This window comes from Rhizobium sp. R339 (assembly GCF_002211395.1).
GTDB lineage: Bacteria > Pseudomonadota > Alphaproteobacteria > Rhizobiales > Rhizobiaceae > Rhizobium.
Window position 1 is genome coordinate 138,558 of the sequence record NZ_LOKV01000008.1, and the last position, 16,897, is coordinate 155,454.

Annotated in this window: 14 protein-coding genes and 1 pseudogene; 5 read left to right on the forward strand and 10 right to left on the reverse strand. The window is 62.3% G+C overall.

What is annotated here, in order from left to right:
* Positions 1-394 precede the first annotated feature (394 nt).
* On the forward strand, positions 395-835 hold the full coding sequence (locus ATY76_RS12165) for a response regulator (protein ID WP_088675014.1): 441 nt from the start codon (positions 395-397) through the stop codon (positions 833-835).
* An 8-nt stretch (positions 836-843) separates the two neighbouring features.
* Here ATY76_RS12165 and ATY76_RS12170 read toward each other — a convergent pair whose 3' ends face one another.
* Complete coding sequence (locus ATY76_RS12170; RefSeq protein WP_088675015.1) at positions 844-1,548, reverse strand: TetR/AcrR family transcriptional regulator; 705 nt, start codon at positions 1,546-1,548, stop codon at positions 844-846.
* A 208-nt stretch (positions 1,549-1,756) separates the two neighbouring features.
* Between ATY76_RS12170 and ATY76_RS12175 the strand changes: the two genes are divergently transcribed.
* Positions 1,757-2,956 (forward strand): multidrug effflux MFS transporter, encoded by a 1,200-nt coding sequence (locus ATY76_RS12175; protein WP_088675016.1) that lies wholly within the window; start codon positions 1,757-1,759, stop codon positions 2,954-2,956.
* A 90-nt stretch (positions 2,957-3,046) separates the two neighbouring features.
* Here the strand turns inward: ATY76_RS12175 and ATY76_RS12180 are convergent, their stop codons facing one another.
* The 5 genes and pseudogenes from ATY76_RS12180 to ATY76_RS12200 all read right to left on the reverse strand — a co-directional run bounded on the left by ATY76_RS12180 (position 3,047) and on the right by ATY76_RS12200 (position 9,137).
* Positions 3,047-4,084, reverse strand: coding sequence for a LacI family DNA-binding transcriptional regulator (locus ATY76_RS12180; protein ID WP_088675017.1), 1,038 nt, complete (start codon positions 4,082-4,084; stop codon positions 3,047-3,049).
* Positions 4,085-4,281: 197 nt separating this feature from the next.
* Positions 4,282-4,785 (reverse strand): annotated as a pseudogene (locus ATY76_RS12185) (LacI family DNA-binding transcriptional regulator); the annotation flags it as partial.
* 201 nt (positions 4,786-4,986) lie between these two features.
* Entirely contained in the window at positions 4,987-5,304 is a 318-nt protein-coding gene (locus ATY76_RS12190) for a hypothetical protein (protein WP_088675018.1), read from the reverse strand.
* Between the two features lie 105 nt (positions 5,305-5,409).
* Complete coding sequence (locus ATY76_RS12195) at positions 5,410-7,305, reverse strand: ABC transporter ATP-binding protein (protein ID WP_088675019.1); 1,896 nt, start codon at positions 7,303-7,305, stop codon at positions 5,410-5,412.
* 23 nt (positions 7,306-7,328) lie between these two features.
* Positions 7,329-9,137, reverse strand: a complete 1,809-nt coding sequence (locus ATY76_RS12200) for an ABC transporter ATP-binding protein (RefSeq protein WP_088675043.1) — start codon at positions 9,135-9,137, stop codon at positions 7,329-7,331.
* Between the two features lie 276 nt (positions 9,138-9,413).
* On the opposite strand from ATY76_RS12200, the gene ATY76_RS12205 reads away from it, so the two are divergent.
* The 3 genes from ATY76_RS12205 (at position 9,414) to ATY76_RS12215 (ending at position 13,713) form a co-directional block, all read left to right on the forward strand.
* The gene (locus ATY76_RS12205; RefSeq protein WP_088675020.1) at positions 9,414-10,031 is read left to right on the forward strand and encodes a flavodoxin family protein; all 618 of its coding nucleotides are present in this window, start codon (positions 9,414-9,416) and stop codon (positions 10,029-10,031) included.
* A gap of 277 nt (positions 10,032-10,308) precedes the next feature.
* The gene (locus ATY76_RS12210) at positions 10,309-11,715 is read left to right on the forward strand and encodes an FAD/NAD(P)-binding protein (RefSeq protein WP_088675021.1); all 1,407 of its coding nucleotides are present in this window, start codon (positions 10,309-10,311) and stop codon (positions 11,713-11,715) included.
* 69 nt (positions 11,716-11,784) lie between these two features.
* Positions 11,785-13,713 carry a PAS domain-containing sensor histidine kinase gene (locus ATY76_RS12215; RefSeq protein WP_088675022.1) on the forward strand — a complete coding sequence of 643 codons (1,929 nt, stop codon included), beginning with the start codon at positions 11,785-11,787 and terminating at the stop codon, positions 13,711-13,713.
* Between the two features lie 83 nt (positions 13,714-13,796).
* Here ATY76_RS12215 and ATY76_RS12220 read toward each other — a convergent pair whose 3' ends face one another.
* The 4 genes from ATY76_RS12220 to cyoC form a co-directional block, all read right to left on the reverse strand.
* Positions 13,797-14,960 carry an acyltransferase gene (locus ATY76_RS12220; RefSeq protein ID WP_088675023.1) on the reverse strand — a complete coding sequence of 388 codons (1,164 nt, stop codon included), beginning with the start codon at positions 14,958-14,960 and terminating at the stop codon, positions 13,797-13,799.
* 109 nt (positions 14,961-15,069) lie between these two features.
* The gene (locus tag ATY76_RS12225; RefSeq protein ID WP_088675024.1) at positions 15,070-15,828 is read right to left on the reverse strand and encodes an SURF1 family protein; all 759 of its coding nucleotides are present in this window, start codon (positions 15,826-15,828) and stop codon (positions 15,070-15,072) included.
* 46 nt (positions 15,829-15,874) lie between these two features.
* On the reverse strand, positions 15,875-16,276 hold the full coding sequence (cyoD, locus tag ATY76_RS12230; RefSeq protein WP_088675025.1) for a cytochrome o ubiquinol oxidase subunit IV: 402 nt from the start codon (positions 16,274-16,276) through the stop codon (positions 15,875-15,877).
* Entirely contained in the window at positions 16,273-16,893 is a 621-nt protein-coding gene (gene cyoC / locus ATY76_RS12235) for a cytochrome o ubiquinol oxidase subunit III (protein WP_088675026.1), read from the reverse strand. Before cyoC ends, cyoD begins: the two co-directional genes overlap by 4 nt.
* Positions 16,894-16,897: the final 4 nt, after the last annotated feature.

Genomic DNA, 16,897 nt, shown 5'->3' on the forward strand with positions numbered 1-16,897 from the left:
GATTTGGGCGGCCGCCAGAGACATAGCAACGTCCAGATCTTTCCGCCGTGGCAGCCTTGCCACGGCCATTGCAGCCAATGGCCGGTTGCTCGCTGTAGGTGCAGTTGGCCCGCCTAGGCTCGCGTCTGCAACGGCATGCCGGCAATCGAGGGGGCGAGAGGTCGGATTAGCCTATCTGCCGCGGCTTTTTCGCACCGGTCAGGCAGCCGCTTTTTTTGTTTCACATCGATATGGTTAAAAATTTATCAACGTTAACAATAGGTTAAATGTAGAGATTCGCGTTTCACGGCGGAACATAACGTTTAGTTGCCCGTTACTGGCATGAGTTTCGAGCAGGGACAGCTGCCGGAGCGGATCCCTCTTTCGAAGTATGTGCGTAACAAGGGGACGTATCATGGCCACCAATGTTGTGCGACGCTGGCAACGAGATGATCTCATGAAGCAGAGAGTTTTGATCGTCGAAGATGAATTCCTGATCGCCCTGGATCTCGGGGCGACGGTGGAGAACATGGGCATGCAGGTCGCGGGCCTCGCGCATGATCGCGAACAGGCGCTGCGGCTGGCGCCGCTTGCCGATATCGCCTTCGTCGACGTCAATCTCGCCGACGGGCCGACCGGGCCCGACATTGGGCGGCGACTGGCGGAAGAGCACGGCATCGCGGTCGTCTTCATGACCGGCAATCCCGAGATGGTTGCCGATGGGATCAAGGGCGCGGTCGGCGTGATTCAAAAGCCGGTCATGCCTTCGGTCGTCGAACAACTGGTCAAATATCTGGCCGCGCGCCGGGTCGGCATGTTTGCCGTGGTGCCCAAACAGATGACGGTCTTTGCCTGATTGGCCGGTCAGCCGGAAACGGCCGCAAGCTGCGGCGGAGGGCTGGCCTGCTTCGCTTCCGGCCTGCCATAGGCCTTGAGAAAGGTACGGACGGCGTTGCGCGCCGCCTTTTCCAACTCGCCGTCGGTCGGCATCCCACCGAAAAGGACGGTCATCTGCAGATCGGCATTGCCGAGCGCCACGAACTGGCGGGCAGCGACGTCGAAATCATCGATGACGAGCGCCCCCTTGTGGGCAAGCCGCGCGAAAAGCGCCGACAGCGCCGTGGTCAGCTTCCCCGGCCCGTGCTGGCGCCAGCTTTCGAAGAGGTGCGGATATCGTTCGCCCTCCATCTGCACCAGCTTACGCAGGAATTTTCCGTCGTGATTGCAGATGCAGTTCCTGTTTAGGCGCACGACGAAAGCCGTCAGGTCGTCCTCCAGATTGTCGGCATTGTCGGGAAAGGTCGACAGCATGGAGAAGAGCATGGCGTTGGCGCGGTTCATCACGTCCTCGACGACGGCGACAAACAGCGTCTCTTTTTCGCGGTAGTGATTGTAGATCGTCTGGCGCGAGACGCAGGCTTTGGCGGCGATCTCATCGATGCTGGCGCCGGCAAAACCCTGGTTGCAGAATACCTCTGCGGCGGCCTCGAGAATCGACATGCGCTTGGCGCATTGTCCGCGCTGCGTATGCCCCGTCATCCTGGCTGCGGGTGTCATGCGATCTTTCATGGCACGAAGATAAGCCGTCTTGACGTTTTAGACAATGGCGTCTAATTTTACATCAGTGTCCAAATTTATAGACACTCCTAGTTCCGCCGCTGGAGATATGAGCTCCCAACTTCGTCTTCGCGCGAACGATCATCATTGAACCCTTCAGAGCAAGGCGGCGGAGCGACGATCCGGCGCTTTCGCTGCGCTTTTATGAAAGATCATCCTTATGACGGCTTCATTCTTTCGCATCGCTCTCATTCTCGGCCTTCTCTCGGCCATCGGGCCCTTCGCCATCGACATGTATCTGCCTGCCCTGCCGTCCATCGGCCAGGATCTGCACGCCGATAACAGCGTCACCCAGCTGACACTTCTCGCCTTCTTCATCTCCTTTGCGCTCGCACAACTTCTTTATGGCCCGTTGTCGGATATGTGGGGCCGCAAGCTGCCGCTCTATATCGGTATCGGCCTCTTCGCGGTCGCTTCGGTCGGCTGTGCGCTGGCGACCGGCATCGAAACGCTGATCGCTTTCCGTTTCGTCCAGGGTATCGGCGGTGCCGCCGGGATGGTCATTCCGCGCGCCATCGTCCGTGATATGCACACCGGCGTCCAGGCCGCGCGCCTGATGTCGCTCCTGATGCTGGTCTTTTCGATTTCGCCGATCCTGGCGCCGCTGACGGGCAGCGCCGTCATCGAGTTTTACGGCTGGCGCGGCGTGTTCTGGGCGGTAACGATCGCCGCCATGATCGGTCTCGTCCTCTTGTCCACACAGCTCGACGAAACGCGGCCCGCCAGTGAGCGCAGCGGCAGCGGCCTTGGAAGCGCCATGGCCGCCTACCGGCGGCTGCTTGGCGACCGCAATTTCCTGACGCTGACCTTCATCGGCGGCCTCGGCATTTCGAGCTTTCTCGTCTATCTCGCCAACTCGCCCTTCGTGCTGATCCAGCATTACGGACTGACGCCGACCCAATACAGCTTCGCCTTCTCGATCAATGCCGTATCTTTCTTCGCGGTGTCGCAGGCGACGGGCTGGCTCGGCGAGCGTTTCGGTCTCGTGCGCGTCATGCGGCTTGCCGTCAGCGCCTTTGCGCTGTCCATGGTCGCCATGGCGGTGGTGATGGCCGCAGGCTTCAACCAGCTGCCGGTCATGGCGAGCTTCCTCTTCCTCGGTTACGGCTTCCTCGGCCTCGTCATCCCGACGAGCGCGGTGCTCGCGCTGGAGGATCACGGCGAGATCGCCGGCACGGCCTCGTCGCTGATGGGCACGCTGCACTTCGTCATCGCCGCCGTCGCCATGGTGATCTCGAGCCTGTTCTTCGACGGCACTGCCGTCCCGATGGCCGCCGGTATCGCGCTTTGCGCCTTCTGCGCTTTCGTGCTGACGCAGGCAACGATCGGCCGCCGCGCCGCCGTCGCTGCCGCCGAATGATCGTGACGGGCCGCACCCGATTATCGGGTTGCGGCCCCCACTGTCCGGCATCATGCCAGAGCAGGCAGCGCCCAGCCGGGTCTGAAGGCTTCAGCGCGTCAGGGTGAAAGCGTCGCTTTCGCCGGGAATGAGTTCCAGCGGCCAGATCCTGTTGCGGGCGCCCTGCGGATAGTGTTCGGCATAGGCCGGCATGGTGGCGAGCAGGGTTTCGCCGAGCTGCACGCCCAGATCGCGCAACGACATGCGGAAGGATGTCAGCGTCGGTTGCAGGAAATGCGTGCGCGGCTCCTCGCGGAAACCCAGGACGGCAAGATCGCGTCCCGGCACCATGCCGGCCTCCGCAAGCCGCCGGTAAAGCCCGATCGCCATCAATTCGTGGATCAGGATGATCGCGGTCGGCCGGTCTTCGATCATCAGCAGTTCGTGGCCGGCCTGATAGCCGCCCTGTTCGCTCGACTTGACGCGGATGACGAGGGCCGGATCGAAGGGAATATCGTGGCGTTTCAGCGCCTCGCGGTAGCTGTCGAGGAAAATATAGCCGAGGTTGATGTCGGAGGAGGGTGCGGCCACCGCGATCCGCCGATGGCCCTTCGCGACCAGCCGGTCGACGCCGCGCGCCGCCACTCCTTCGAAGTCGAGATCCATCCAGGTGTAGCTGCCGCCGGATGCGCTGCGGCCGAGCGCCACGAAGGGAATGCGGGCCTTTTCCAGAAGCTCGATGCGCCGGTCGGTGCGCCGGGTCGCCGAAATGATCATCGCGTCGACCAGCCGGCGCGCCACCATGCGCTTCAGATATTCGTGCGGATCCTCGTCATCGGGGCAGGGCAGCATGACCAGATCGAGCTTGTGGCGGGAAAAGACGCTCTGCAGCCCGTCGGTGACGCCAAGGAAGAAGTCGTCGCTGTTTTCGACCGTCTCTCGGCTGACCTCAAGCATCAGCCCGATGACGTTTGTCATGCCCTGGCGAAGGCTGCGGCCCGACTGGTTGGCGACATAGCCGAGTTCTTCGGCGGCGGCGAGCACGCGCCGGCGCGTTTCGTCGTTGACGTCGGGCTTGCCGTTCAGCGCGCGGGATACGGTCCCGATCGAAATGTCGAGATGCTCGGCGAGCTGGCGAATTCCCTTCATCTCTGGCGACTTTCCTCCCCACCCGATCGCGTTACGCCCTTCTTGCCACAGGATTGCGCCCGCGAAAAGCCAGGGAGAGAGGTTAGGGCTTGAAGCTCTGGCGGATGACGAGTTCCGGAATGACGCGCTCGTAAGCCGGCGGCGCATCCGGATTTTCAAGCCGCCGCTCCATCAGCTCGACGGCGCGCTGCGCCATGGTCGGGCTCCGAACGGCCGATGACGACGAGCGGCTGGCCGTTTCGCTGGGCGAGTTCGAGGAAACTTGCCGGCGGCGAGCCGGACAGAATGATGATCGCCTCGGCACGGTGGCCGATCAGCATCTTTTGGGCGGCGAGCAATTCGTCTTCCGTCTGGCCGGTATTGATGAGGATCGGAATGCTGCCGCGCCGGATCAGGAATTTGGCAAGGGCTGCGGCGAGATGGGCGCGAAAGCCGACTTCCGGCCGCGTCGCGACAATGCCGACGAGGCGGCTCTGATTGGCGAGCACGCCGCGCGCTAGGTCGTTGACGTGATAGCCAAGTTCGTCAGCTGCCCGCAGCACCTTCTCGCGCGTTGCCGGGGCGACGCTTGCACCCGGCGTAAAGGTACGCGAGACGGCGGAGCGCGAAACGCCCGCCAATTGCGCCACCTGCTCGGCGCTGACGAAGCGCATGCGCTCTTTCTTCGGCGTCTTGTTGCCGTTCACCGGACCATCATTCATGGCCCTCAGCTATTTGCCGCCTCTGACAGCCAGATGACAGCTGGCCGCACGGCAGCCAGATTTTTTCTAAAAGGGAGATAATCGCAAAGTACAGGCGATGTCATTGCGGACTGCTGCCGGGCTGGCGAATTCAACCTCGGCTGAGGGAGTGAATGAGCGGCGCCGACCAATGCTCAGGTCGCGCCGCTCCGAGAAGTTCGGCTACTCGCAGACGCGGACCGTTTCGGCGTGATAGCCGCCGTCATAGCGGTTGCGCACGTCGCGGTCCTCATACCAGCATCTCGGCTGGGGTTCGACATAGCGGGGGCTCTCCACATAACGAGGGCCGTCATCGACGTAACGCGGGCCGCCATTGGCGATCGCGCCTCCGATCAGACCGCCGACGACGCCTGCGGCAACACCGCCGGCGATGATGCGGCCGGTGTCGTTGTGGTGATGACGGTCACGCGCGGCAGCAGGCTGAATAGCCGATCCAACAAGGGCCGTCGCGATCAACAGGCTGCTCATAATTCTCTTCATAACATTTCTCCTCAGTGGCAATCGCCTCCGGATAGGAGAGAAATGCGGCAGCAAGTCGTTTGTTCGTTCAAACTTTGCAACACGCGTTAACGCATGCCATCCGCTTTAGGTCGCCGATTCCGTCGCTGTCTCTTCCAGCACCTCTTCGGGAATATCGTCGAAGGACGCGTAGTTGAGGTTATAAAGCCTGGAATAAAGCTTGCCGTTCTTCATCAATTGACGGTGGTTGCCGCTTTCGATGATTTCGCCGTTCTGCAGCACGATGATGCGGTCGGCCTCGCGGATGGTGGCAAGGCGGTGGGCGATGACGAGACCGGTGCGGTTTTCGAGCAGCTTCACCAGGGCCTTCTGGATCAGCATCTCCGTATAGCTGTCGATATTGGCCGTCGCCTCGTCGAGTACGAGGATCTTCGCATCCGCCACCAGCGCGCGGGCGAAAGAGAGAAGCTGGCGCTGGCCGAGCGAAAGATTGCCGCCGCGCTCGCCGAGCATGCTGTCATAGCCTTCCGCCATGCGCATGATGAAGTCATGCGCGCCGACGGCCTTGGCGGCTTCGATCACCTGCTCGCGCGTCGCTTCCGCCTTGTGGTAGCGGATGTTCTCGAAGACGGTGCCGGTGAAGAGGAAAGGTTCCTGCAGCACCATGGCGATCTGCGCCCCGAGCGAATCCTGCGTCAGCGCGCGCACGTCATGCCCGCCGACCAGCACCTGCCCCCGCTGCACTTCGTAGAAGCGGTGGATCAGCGACATGCAGCTCGATTTGCCCGATCCGGTCGGGCCGACGAGGGCGACCGTCTCGCCGGGATTGACCTTGAAACTGACGTGCTTCAGCACGGGATGTTTGGGATTGTAACCGAAAACGACATCGCGGAACTCCACCGAGCCGTCCATCTCGGCCGACAGCACCTTGGCGTCGGGCGCGTCCTGGATCTCGATCGGCACGTCGAGCACGTCGGTCAAACGCTGGCCCGAGGCCATGGCGCGCTGCATGACCGAATATTGCAGCGTCAGCGAACGGATCGGGTCGAAGAAGCGCTGGATATAGAAGAGGAAGGCGACGAGCACGCCGACATCGAGCGCCTGGTTCAGGACGCGCGCGCCACCGACGACGATGACGAGCGCCATGGCTATGCCGGTCAGCGCATCGACGATCGGCACCATGATCTGGGCATAACGCGCCGCCGTCAGATGCGTCTTGAGGTTGGCATGCGCCTTGTCGTCATAGAGTTGAAAGTTGACCTCCTGCCGGTCCATGCTCTGGACGGCGCGCACACCGTGGATCGCCTCGGCGAGCGCGCCGTTCGCCACCGAGTTCGTTTCATGCGCGGCCATGAAGGACTTGCGCGCCAGCGGCAGCCAGAACAGGCGCACGACGAACAGCACCGGCAGTGCGGATAGCGTCAGCAGCCCGAGCTTGAAGTCGAGATAGAGCATCACGAAGACGATGCCGAAGAGCAGGAAGATGTCGCCGACGGAAAGCACGCAGGTTTCGAGAAATTCCTGCATCGAATTGACGTCGCCCTGCAGGCGCGACATCAGCCGGCCGACCTCCGTCTTGTCCATGAAGGAAAGCGAGACGCGCTGCAGATGCGAGAACATCGCCCTGCGTATGTCGAAGAGCACGTTTTCCGCGACGCCGCCGACCAGTGTTTCCTGCCAGTAGCTGGCGCCGTAATTGATGAGGATGGCGATCAGGAAGCCGACGATCGCCCAGGTCAGCGCCGAATGGCTGCCGCCGGGCTGCATGCCGTGGTCGATGGCGTAGCGGATGATCAGCGGGATCATGAGCTGCATGGCGGTGAAGACGAGCACCGAAACGACCGACAGGATGACATCGCGCCGGTAGGGGTGCACGAAGGCCCAGATGCGCTTGATGATGTTGGAATCGAAGACCTTGCCGAAGATTTCCTCTTCGACGCGTTGCGATCCGACGACCGCCCGCGGCGGGCGCCTGCCATCCTCGCGAACGTCGGAGCGTTCGGTTTCCAGTTCCTCGGCCATCAATTTCCTCCAGCGCCGGTTTCTTACGCGCTCAAAGCGTCGTCGCCCGGCCGCACCTGCAAATCGTAAAGCGCCTTGTATCGCCCGCCGAGCGAAAGCAGCTCGTCATGCGTGCCCTGTTCGACGATGCGGCCGTCCTCGATGAAGAAGATCCTGTCGGCATGCATCAGCGAACTCAGGCGATGGGCGACGATGATGGTGACGCGGTCGGCGGCATAGCGGCGCATGGCGCTGCGGATGCGCTGCTCCGTGGCTGCGTCGATCGCCGCGGTGGAATCGTCGAACACCATCACCGCGGGTTTGAGCATCAGCGCGCGGGCGATCGAAAGCCGCTGACGCTGGCCGCCTGAAAGCGAGACGCCGCGTTCGCCGACGACGGTGCCGTAGCCTGTGGGCAGGCCGAGCACATAATTGTGGAGCTGCGCGCTTTCGCTGGCGCGCTCGATCCGGCTTTCCTTGGCCCAGGGGTCGCCATAGGCGATGTTGTTTTCGATCGTCGTGGTGAAGAGGAAGGAATCCTGCTGGACGACGGCGACGGAGCGGCGCAGCGACTGCAGCGTTGCCTTGCGGATATCCTGCCCGTCGATGGTGATCTTGCCTGTGGTGGCGTCGTAGAAGCGCGGGATGAGATGCGCGAGCGTCGATTTGCCGCTGCCGGGCGGGCCGACGATGCCGATCGTTTCGCCGCGCTTCGCCTCGAAGCTGACACCGTGCAGCACCTCACGCGTCGGCGCGCTCGGATAGGCGAAACCAACATTCTCGAAACGCAACGTGCCGTCCGTTACCGTCAACTCCTTGGCATCCGGCGCATCGCGCACGGCGATCTCCAGATCCAGAAGATCGAAGAGGCGCGTACCGCAGGTCGAGGCGCGGGCGAAGGCGTTGACCATCAGGCCGAGCTGGCGCACCGGCATCTGCAGGATGGTCATAAAGGTAAGGAAGGAGGCGAGCGTACCGACGGTAATCTCGCCGGAGAGCACCTTGCCGCCGCCGACCCACAGCACGAGACCCATGGACGCAAAGAAGGAAAAGGTCATGGCGCTGGTATTAGTGACGCGGATTCCGACGCGCTGATGGGCAAGCTCCAGCGCGTTCTTCGAGGCTTGGTCGAATTTCGACAGCTCATGCTCCTGCGCCGCGAAGGCGCGCACGACGCGGATGCCGCCGAGATTTTCTTCCATGATGCGGGTCAGCACCGAAAGTCGCTGCTGCAGGTCGAGCCAGGTGGCGCGCAGGCGGAGCTGGGTGACCGACGAACGCCAGCCGACGAAGGGGACGAAGGAAAGCGCCAGCAAGCCGAGCACGACGTCGGTCGACAGCAGCATGTAAGCGCCGATGCCGATCAGCATCGAAAGCAGGAAGACGCGCACGAGCGCGGTGGAAAAATACATGCGCACGCCTTCGAGATCGAGCAGGCCGACGGTGATCAGGTCGCCGGAATGCACGGTGTCATGAAAGCTGAAGGAGAGGCGCTGGATCTTCTCGTAGCAGGCGAGCCGCAGCTCGTAGCCCATATGATGGCCGACGGATTCACTGAAATAGTTCTGCACCATGGTGAAGATGCCGCGCAGCACGCTGGCGCCGAGCAGAAGCAACGCCGTCGTCAGCAGCGCATCCTGCGCCTGCTGTCCGACCGTGCCGCCGTGAAGTGCCACCTGCGTATGGTCGACGGCCTGGCCGAGAAGGCGCGGGATCAGAAGCTGGAAGGTGGAGGCGATCAGCGTGGCGCCGATGGCAAGGCCGGCTTGCCAAGGGTGACGGAAGGCCATCACGGTGATGCGGAGCAGTGTATAGAGGCCTCGGCCCCAGCCTGCCGCAGTTGCAAGCGCCATCGAAGCCGAAGGCTTCGCGGCGCGTCTGAACGCATCGCTGCTCACGGTATTTTTCCAATAGATGTGTGTTCGGACGCTGGCCCGAAAAGACGGCAAATCCATGAAGGGATTGATAGCACCGTCACTTTTGCCGATTCCATTTGGGGGTTCAAGTAAAGAATTCACCATCTGGTTATTTTTACGTGAGGCCTCCTCGCATGGCGGCGGGAACAATCGCTGCGCGGGCGGGTTGCAGCAGGCAAACCCCTGTCAGACAGCCGTTACCGGGAGAGAACCATGCCGCTGAAAGCCCTCGCTCTCAATTCCACGCTGAAGACCGGCGACGCCAAGGCGGCTTCCTCGACCGAGCGGATGATCGGCCTCATCGACAAGGCGCTGTCGAAGCACGGCGTTGTGACCGAAGTGATCCGGCTTGCCGATTTCAACATCAAGCCGGGCGTCACGTCTGACGAAGGCGAGGACGACGATTGGCCTGATATTCGCGCGAAGCTGCTGGAGGCCGATATCCTGCTGATGGCAACGCCGATCTGGCTCGGCCAGCCCTCCAGCGTGTGCAAGCGGGCGCTGGAGCGCATGGACGCCTTCCTCGATGAGACCGACGATCAGGGCCGCATGGTATCCTACGGCAGGGTCGCGGCTGTCGCCGTCGTCGGCAACGAAGATGGCGCCCATCACGTGTCGGCCGAGCTCTACCAGGCGCTGAACGATGTCGGTTTCACCATTCCGGCGAATGCCGTCGCCTACTGGGTCGGCGAGGCGATGGGATCCACCAATTTCGTCGATCTTGACAAGGTGCCCGAGGTCGTGACGAAAGCCGTTGACATGCTGGCGCTCAACACCGCGCATCTGGCGGACCTTCTGAAAGCGAAGCAATATCCCGGCGAAAGCGGCTGACGTCGGCAGCAAATATTCTTTCGTTCCAATATCTTAATAGCCAGAACCATAAAACCCCTTGCCACATTCGGCTTTTAGCGCTTTCATACACGACTAGTTTGATAGACTATGGGCAGGTCTAACTGCTCCCCTTATTCCCTTTGCGGGCCGCTGAGCGGACCCGATCCTGCGGCAGATGTTTGCGAATGGCCGCATGAACCTCATCAACGCGTGGCCGGTATCTATGCGTTGAAACCTCGATCGACACACGGTGCGGATAAACCGCAAAGGAGTTGCGATGACGGTTCAGGGATTATTTTCCGCGAAAGCCAATGCGGCGGCGCAAATATCGGCCGTGCCGCGCATTGCGATCGTTGGGCGCGGCTTTTCCGGAATGATGACGGCGATTGCGCTGATGAGGACGGTGCGCACGCCCTTCCATCTCCAGCTGTTCGACCCGAATTCGTCGGTGAGCGGCGGCCAGGCCCTGTCTTCAGCCCGCTCCTCCACGATCCTCAATACCCGCGTGCGCGATCTTTCGGTCTCGCTCGGCGACAACGACGATTTCAACGACTGGCTTTGTAGCAACGCCGCTTTCCGTGCCGCCGTGCCGGCTGCCATTCCCGGCTTCCGGCAGATCTTCGTGCCGAAGGAGATCTTCAGCGATTATGTCTACCAGCGCTTTTCGGAAGCGCTTGCCGCCCGCCGTGACATTACCGTCCAGGTCTGCAGCGATCCTGTCGTGGCGATCCGCAGGAGCCACGGCAACCGCTTCCTGCTCGAAAGCGCCAATCCCGCCAATCCGCTGTTCGATACCGTGATCCTCGCAACCGGCTACGGTATGAGCGATAGGGATGCCGGCGAACAGGAGCCGTCGCCGGTCCGTGCCCAGCGCCTCGTCGCGCGGCCGCACACCGTGTTGCTCGGCAGCGGCATCCGCGTCGTCGACCAGCTGCTGCAGCTGCGCGATTCCGGCTATGCCGGCCAGGTGACGATCATTTCCCGGCGCGGCTTCCTGCCGCAGAGCCACACGCCGAATTCCGCCGATCCGGTCTTTCCCGCCGAGGCGCTGCCTGAGAGCCTGGCCGACATCGTGCGCTTCATCCGCCAGGCCTGCCGCGAGGCGGAAGAGCAAGGCCGAAGCTGGCAATCGGTGATGAACGGCTTGCGGAAACATGCCCGCTCGCTCTGGCGCTCCTTGCCGGCACGCGAGAAGCACCAATTCAACCGGCATTTACGGGCAATCTACGACAGCCATCGCAACCGCCTGCCGGAGGCCATGCACCTGCGGCTGAAACGCGAGCTTGCCGAAGGCCGCACGCTGCTGCGCCGCGGCCGGGCCGGCCGCCAGGGGCTAAGCGGGCTGTTCTTCACGCCGGCCGGCGCCTCGGCCGAAGAGGTCATTCATGCCGAGCGTGTCATCGATTGCCGCTGCCAGGCACCGGATCTATCGGCGCCGCTGATGCAGAGCCTGCTTTCCGCCGGCCTCGCCATGCCGGATGAGCTCTCCCTCGGGCTTGCGGTCAATGCGCATGGCGAGCCTTTCCTCGAGGATGGTTCGACGGTCGCCGGTCTCTTTGCCGTCGGCCCCCTTGGCCTTGGCAGCCTGCCCGACATCGATCTCGTGCCAGAAATCGTCTCGCAGGCCTATGCCGCCGCCGAGCGGTTGGGCGAACGGTTCTATCCGCAGGTCAAGGCCGTCTGAAAAAGTCTGATCTTTCCGGAACCATTCGCCTGCGGCTGCGTTATGTGCGCTGGTAACGCAGAGGGGCAGATGGAAGTGCTGGATCGACATGACACGTCTCTTACGGAAGAGGGACGTTTTCGCCTTTTGGTCGATGCCATCACCGACTACGCCATCTATATGCTCAGCCCCGAAGGCATCGTCACCAGCTGGAATACCGGGGCGCAGCGCTTCAAAGGCTACAAGCCTTCCGAAATACTGGGGGATCATTTTTCCCGTTTCTATCCGGAAGAAGACCGCGCCGCAGGCGTTCCGGAACGGGCTCTCGCGACGGCGGCGGAGACCGGCCGCTTCGAAGGGGAGGGCTGGCGCCAGCGCAAGGATGGTACCCGCTTCTGGGCTCATGTGATCATCGACCCGATCCGCCACCCCTCCGGCGAACTCATCGGCTTTGCCAAGATCACCCGCGACCTGACCGAACGCAGGGCAGCCGAAAACGCCATCCGCCAGAGCGAGGAACAATTCCGCCGGTTGATCCAGGGCGTTTCCGATTACGCGATTTACATGCTCGACCCCGAGGGCAATGTCAGCAGCTGGAATTTCGGCGCCGAGCGCATCAAGGGCTATCGGCCTGAGGAAATCATCGGCCGGCATTTCTCGACCTTTTATACGGCTGAAGACAAGGCGGCCGGCGTGCCCGAAACTGCGCTGAGCGTCGCGCGTGCCGAAGGCCGGTTCGAAAGGGAGGGCTGGCGCGTCCGCAAGGATGGGACCCGCTTCTGGGCCAGCGTCGTGATCGACGTTATCCGGGACGATGACGGCCAGGTGGTTGGCTTTGCGAAGATCACCCGTGACATCACCGAAAAAATGGAAACGCAGAAGGCACTGGAGCAGGCGCGCGAAGAGCTGTTCCAGTCGCAGAAGATGGAGGCGATCGGTCAATTGACCGGCGGCATCGCCCATGATTTCAACAATCTGCTGATGGCTATATCAGGCAGTCTCGAAATCCTGAGGAAACGCATGCCGCAGGATCTTGCGCTGACATCGCTGGTCGACAATGCCATGCAGGGCGCTCAACGCGGAGCGGCTTTGACGCAGCGCATGCTTGCCTTCTCCCGCCGGCAGGAGCTGCATGTGGAGCCGATCGACGTTTCCGGCCTTGTGCGTGGTATGATGGATATGCTGAGCCGCTCGCTCGGCCCCCTCACCATGATCGAGACCTCTTTCCCCGTCAGGCTGCCGACGATCCTGACCGACCCGAACCAGCTGGAGATGGCGATCCTCAATCTCGTCGTCAACGCTCGCGACGCCATGCCGTCCGGCGGCAGGATCACGCTTCGCGCTTCCGAGGAGGCGGTGGCGTCAGGCAAGAGGCCTCTGTCGCCCGGCCGCTATATCAGGATCGCCGTGATCGACGAGGGCGAGGGTATGGATTCCAAGACCCTGGAACAGGCCGTGACACCCTTCTTCACCACCAAGGGCGTCGGCAAGGGCACCGGCCTCGGCCTTTCCATGGTGCAGGGCCTGGCGACCCAGTCCGGCGGCTGTCTCTTTCTGAAGAGCACGCCCGGCGAAGGCACGACGGCGGAATTGTGGTTCCCGGTCGTGGCGGCCGATCAGGCGATGGAAGCCAATGCCGAGCCGCCGCAACGGCAGCAGGACGTGACCGACCGGCTGCGCGTTCTCGCCGTCGATGACGACGGTCTGGTGCTGATGAATACGACGTTGATGCTGGAAGATCTCGGCCATACCGTCCTCGAAGCAATGGCGGGGGCAGAGGCGCTCGACATCCTGCGCAAGGAGCCGGTCGACCTGGTGATCTGCGACCACGCCATGCCGCGCATGACGGGTGCCCAGCTCGCCCAGGCGATCCGCGAGGAGTGGCCGGAGATGCCGATCATCCTTGCGACCGGTTACGCCGAGCTTCCGGAAGGGGCCGGCATGATAAACCTGCCGCGCCTCGGCAAGCCTTTCTCGCAGGCTCAGCTCGCCGAGGCGATCAATCGGGTCGCTTCTTAAGGAACGTGAATGAGGTGAGCGACGGCCCGCGCTCGATTGCAGGCGGCTTTCGAACGGCTCCGGAACACTCGAGAGCCGCTGCGTTATGCGCGAAGCTTCCCATCGCCGCCGTCCTGGATGAGCGTGCGGCCGGTTTCCTCGGTCGTGACTGAAGATGCGCCGTTGAGAAGGCGCTTTTCGGTCTCTTGAAGGTCGAAGATCGCCTGTTCGATCCTCGCAGCCGGAGTTCCCCGCGCGATCAGGCGCCACCGGTGATGCTGCCAGAAGGTGACGAGGAGGCGCCGGCTCGGGACCTCTATCGTCTCATGGAGGAACCATGCTCCTCCGACTGCAACGAGAAACGCTGCCGCGATGAGCGCCGGTTCGGGCATGAGAGTTTCAAAGGCCCGGTGGACGAGGAACATGATCGGGACGTGGAAAAGATAGAGCGAGAAGCTGATCGCCCCTAGAAACCTCACGGGTGCAGCCGCCAGGATATGGGATGCGATAGGAGCTTGCCGCGCGACCAGCGCCACAATGACGGCTGCGGCGAACGCGCTCTGCAGGCTCCAAAATTCGGGGGAAAAATTCGCCAGGAGATGCCTGTAGGTGAAGAACACCGCCAGAAGGGCGAGAGTGAAAACTCCCGTGAGGGCGGATGGCGTCCATCTGTCCCCATAGGAATGCAACTTCCCGGCCAGCGCGCCGAAGAGAAAGTAAGGGAGCTTGGAAACGAGCAGGATTCCAGGCCCCGGCAATCCAAGCAGGCCATCCACGACGACAGCCACCGCGAAGCCTGCGATCAGGCTGCCATAGCGGTCCGGGCGGGCCAGGCAGAGCCATAGGACCGGGAAGAGCAGGTAGAATTGAATTTCGGGCGGAATCGACCAGAAAACGCCGCTTGAGCCCAGCAGAAAGACATGGCGCGCAAAGTCCATGCCGCCGGTGACGGGCTGGACGAAGTTCAGACCCTGTATGCCGGACAGCATCGCCACGAGCAGGACGGCGACAAGGTAGACCGGATAGATGCGGGCAAAGCGGCTCACAAGGAAATCCAGGACGTTTTCCCGGGTCACCGGCCGTGAACCGTAGAGATGGGCCATCAGAAAGCCGCTGAGGGCAAAGAACAAGCCGACAGCCTCGCTGCCCATCGTCATCAAATGCTGGGCCGTGCTCGGAAAGACAAGGCCGATATGCGCTTGAACGACCAGAAGCGCGGCGACACCGCGCAGGCCATCAAGACTGGGGATGTAATCCGGCCGGCTCATGTGCAGCTTTTGTATATTCTGGACAGGCAAGCAGTAGCGGACATCACTTTACAAGAGATTAATCCGCTGCGCTGAAGCCATTGCGGTGCGACAGCTGCCGGAACTCGTCTTATTCGCGGTGGCCTCTTCCGATCTCGCCGCGAAGAATGAACACGAGCAATGCCAGCACCATCGCCGTCAGCCCATACCAGGTGACCGCATAGACGAGATGGTTGTTTGGAAAATGGATGACCGTGAGGCCGCCAACCGGCAGGCCGCCGGGATTGGGTGTAGCGTCCGCATCGATGAAATAGGGTGCGACGGCGTTGATGCCGCGTTTCTGCGCGATTGCCGCGACATCGCGCGAATACCAGCGGTCGGCGGCGATATCGTTGGCTTGCAGCAGCGAACCCTTTGGCTCGGTCATCCGCAGAAGCCCGGTGATCTCGACCTGGCCCGGCAATTCGCCTTCGCGGCGGGAGGCCGCATCGCGCCTGTCGGTCGGCACGAAACCGCGATTGATGAGAATGGCTGTTCCGTCGGCAAGCATCAGCGGCGTCATCACCCAGTAGCCCGGGCCGAGCGCTGTCGAGGCATAGACCAGCGTTTCCCTGTCGTTCGCCAGGGTCCCGGTTGCCGTCATCCGCCGGTATTCGTCTTCGGCGGCATTGATCTTGCCCCAGTCGGCCGCCGCCGGGGCGGGCACCGGCGCCGCATGCACCCGCTCGTCGACGCGGGCGATGAGGTCGCGCTTCCAGGCGAGGCGCTGCACCTGCCAGGTGCCGAGGGCGGCGAGTGCCGCGGCCAGCAGCGCCAGGCAGAGGCAGAAGATCGCGACTTTCGCCGGCGAACGCCGTCTTTCCGATGTTTCCTGGAGAGCCTTGCTCATGTGCAGAACCGCCAAGGGCGGCGTTGCCGCCGCCCTTTTGCTACAATCACGGCATGTTCTTCATCATCTCGGGGCTCATCGGCATCATGTTCGTGTTGAGATGATGCATGACCCAGAGGGAGCCCGACAGCGCGATGGCAACGATGATGATGGTGAAGATCAGCGCCATCATCGTCCAGCCGCCCTCGCTTCTGGGGTTCATATGCAGGAAGAAAACCATGTGCACGACAATCTGGATGGCGCCGAGGCCCATCACCAGCACCGCCGTCAGCGCTGGGCTGGCGATCACGCCCGACATCACAAGCCAGAAGGGAATGGCGGTCAGGATGACGGAGAGCACGAAGCCCGTCATATAGCTGCGGAAGGTGCCGTGGCCGGCCTGATGGCCGTGGCTGTGGCCGTGATGGGCCTCGTGGGCATCCTCATGTGCGGGTGCTTGCGAACTCATCCGAGAACTCCCAAGAGATAGACGAAGGAAAAGACGCCGATCCAGACGACGTCGAGGAAGTGCCAGAACATCGAAAGGCACATCAGCCGGCGGCGGTTGGACTCGATCAAGCCGTGCATCGATACCTGCACCATCAGCGTGATCAGCCAGATGATGCCGAAGGTGACGTGCAGCCCGTGCGTGCCGACCAGCGTGAAGAAGGAGGAGAGGAAGGCGCTGCGCGTCGGCCCGGCGCCTTCATGGATCAGGTGGATGAACTCATAGAGTTCGAGCCCGATGAAGGCTGCGCCGAACAAGCCGGTTACGGCGAGCCAGAACAGCGTTTCCGCCTTTGCATTCCGCTCCATCTGCAGCATGGCGAAGCCATAGGTGATGGAGGAGAAGAGCAGCATCGAGGTGTTCAGCGCGACGATCGGCAGGTCGAAGAGATCGGCAGGCGACGGCCCGGCGGCATAATTGCGGCCGAGCACGCCGTGCGTCGCAAACAGCACCGCGAAGATCAGGCAGTCGCTCATCAGGTAGAGCCAGAAGCCGAGATTGGTGCTGTTCTCCGGATGATGATCTTCCGTCAGGTAGAATTCAGGCTTTTCGGCCGTGTCGACAGTGTGATCGCTCATGGTC